The sequence below is a fragment of the Mesorhizobium sp. M2C.T.Ca.TU.002.02.1.1 genome (assembly GCF_003997225.1).
This window is the reverse complement of record NZ_RZTO01000790.1, coordinates 1-2,802: the sequence shown is the minus strand read 5'-3', so window position 1 is coordinate 2,802 and position 2,802 is coordinate 1. Positions and strand designations below refer to the sequence as shown.

Annotated in this window: 1 protein-coding gene and 1 pseudogene; both read left to right on the top strand. The window is 65.2% G+C overall.

What is annotated here, in order from left to right:
* On the top strand, positions 1 to 854 hold an 854-nt coding region (argS, locus tag EOD07_RS29455), incomplete at its 5' end, for an arginine--tRNA ligase (protein ID WP_127237842.1).
* A gap of 103 nt (positions 855 to 957) precedes the next feature.
* A pseudogene (locus tag EOD07_RS29450) lies at positions 958 to 2,802 on the top strand (SPOR domain-containing protein); the annotation flags it as partial.

The window sequence follows — 2,802 nt, the reverse complement described above, 5'->3', positions numbered from 1 at the left end:
ACTGGGAAGACCGTGAGCAGACTTTGTTCCGCTCGACGGCGGTCGGCGACGACATGGACCGGGCGCTGGTCAAGTCGGACGGCTCGTTCACCTATTTCGCCGCCGATGTCGCTTATCTCAAGGACAAGGTCGAGCGTGGCTTCGTCGATCTGATCTATGTGCTCGGCGCCGACCACGGCGGCTATGTGAAGCGGCTCGAGGCGCTGGCGCGGGCGGTTGCCGGCGATAGCGTCAAGCTGACGGTTCTGCTTTGCCAGCTCGTCAAATTGTTCCGCGACGGCGAGCCGGTCCGGATGTCGAAGCGGTCCGGCGATTTCGTCACCCTGCGCGACGTGGTGGAGGAGGTTGGCCGCGACCCGATCCGCTTCATGATGCTTTACCGCAAGAACGACGCACCGCTCGATTTCGACTTCGCCAAGGTCACGGAGCAGTCGAAGGACAATCCGGTATTCTATGTGCAATACGCGTCGGCGCGCTGCCATTCCGTCTTCAGGCAGGCGAGCGAGCAGCTCGGCGAGGCGAATTTCGACCGCAACCGGCTCGCGGCTTCCGTGGCCGCGCTGGCTGACGAGGGCGAAATCGCGCTGATTAGGAAGCTGGCCGAATACCCGCGGCTGATCGAGTCCGCGGCGCTTTCGCTGGAGCCGCACCGGCTCGCATTCTACCTCTACGATCTGGCTTCCGGCTTCCATGCACAGTGGAATCGGGGCCATGACAACCAGGACTTACGTTTTGTTAAGGTTAACGACCGAGAATCAACCTATGCCAGACTAGGGCTGGTGCAGGCTGTTTCGGATGTTTTGACGTCCGGCCTGACGCTGATAGGAGCTGATGCGCCTACCGAAATGCGTTAGGTTTGACTAAAAAACCTGTCACCTTTTGCCCACATTGCGCTGGTAAGGGCCAACCCTGCGCGACGTCCATGGCGTCCGACTTTGTGCGAGTTCGGGAACAATAATGGCAGACAGAACCCCGCTGAAAGTAGCCGACCACAACGACATCGCCGACGATGATCCGTTCGCGGAACTGACCCGGATCATGGGTTTCGACCCGCGCCAGCCGGTGCGGCAGCCGGCCCCCGCGGTCGAGAAGGCCATGCCGGCCAATCAGGCCGTGGAGGCTGACGATTTCGACATCGACCTCGAGAAGGAGTTGATGGGCGAGTTCGATTCCGTCGAGGAAAGCGCGCCGGTCACCCAGCAGGCTGCGCTGCATCAGGTCAGCCATGAGCCGACCTTCGAGGCTGCCAGCGCCCCCGCGAATGACGACGAGCTTACCGCCTCCTTCGAGCAGGATTTCGTGTTCGACGACGCGGCGGATCATGCCGACTTCGCCGGGGCCCGCGCGCCGGAGCCGGATTTCGCGGCCGAGCCGCATGTCGCGCCGGAGCCGGACGTTGCGGCGGAGGCGCATTTCGCATCTGAGCCACAAGCAGCTTCCGAGCCGGAAGTGGCTTTCGACGATGATTTCGACAAGGCGGTCGCCAGTTCGCTGGATGTCTCGCCGCTCGATGCCTCGCCGCTTGGGGACGAGCTTCCGATCGACCAGGAAATGGCGGCTTCGCTGGACCAGGATTTCCAGCTCGACCATCACGAGCCGGCCAACCTCGATTATCCCCAGCCGGCCGACGTCCGGCAGGACGCCATCGAAGCCGTGCAGGCCGCGAGCGAGGAGGCGTTCGACGCCGATTTCGACAATGCGGTCCAGATGTCGCTCGAAGACGAGTTGTCGTTTGAGAGCCATGAGCCGGAGCAGCGCGCGCAGCCCGTTGAGCCGGTCGAAGCTCATGCAGCCGCCCCGTTGGTTTCCGAGGATGATTTCGCCGGTCATTTCGACCAGGCGATGGCCGACGTCGCCATCGATCTCGGCCAGGATCAGGATATTCAGGATCTATCGCTTGGCGAAGAGCCGGCGCCGATGGCCGAGACGCCGATGGAGGCGGCCAATTTTGCCGCAGAGCCGGAGCTCGCCGCGTCCGAACCCGCCGCGCTTTCCCTTGAAGATGATTTCGAACTCAGCTTCCGCGATGCGCTGAACGAGGAGCCGCAAGCTCCGGTCGTCGAGCCCGTTGCCGCGCCGCAACCGGCCGTGGTTGAGCCGGCTCCCGTCGTCGCTGCTCCGGTGCCGCCGGTCGCCGCCGTCGAGCCGGTGAAGCCGGCCGCCAGCGAGCGCAGCCTGGAGGACGAGCTCAATGCGCTGCTCGGCGCCATGACCGCGCGGCCGATGCCGGCGGTCATGGAGCCTGCTCCCGCGCCACGGCTGGTTGCGGAACCCGAGAGCCACGCGAGCGGGAAGGCGGCAGCCGACGATCTCGACTGGGATCTCGACGAGCACCAGCCGGCGCCGAACGGGCAGGGTGCTCAGCCGCTCGAGAGCGACCTGGACGACCTGCTTGCCAGCGAGCTCGACCGCCAGGATTTTGCGGCCCCGGCTAAGACCGATCCTTCCAGGGCCGAACCGGACGTTGATTTCGACGACGACGCCTTCGGCGCTGCCTTCGCCCGGAGTATCGAGGCCGAGCAGGAGGCCGCCGCCCGGGCGAAGTCTCCGGCAAATTCGCCCGGCGGGCTGCATTCGACGCCCGCCGAGCCGGGAAGGTCGTGGAGCCGTTCGACCCCGACCGCCGTTCCCCCGGCGCAGGCTTCGTTTGTCGCTCAGCCGGCGCCAGCGCAGCCGGCGCCTTCGGCGCCTGTTCAGATGGCGGCAGCGCCTGCCTACCGCAGCGAACCGGCAGTGGATTATTCCACCTACGCCAAGCCGGCGTCTTCGTCGCAGGATCGGCGGCATGAGGACGTGCCGGAT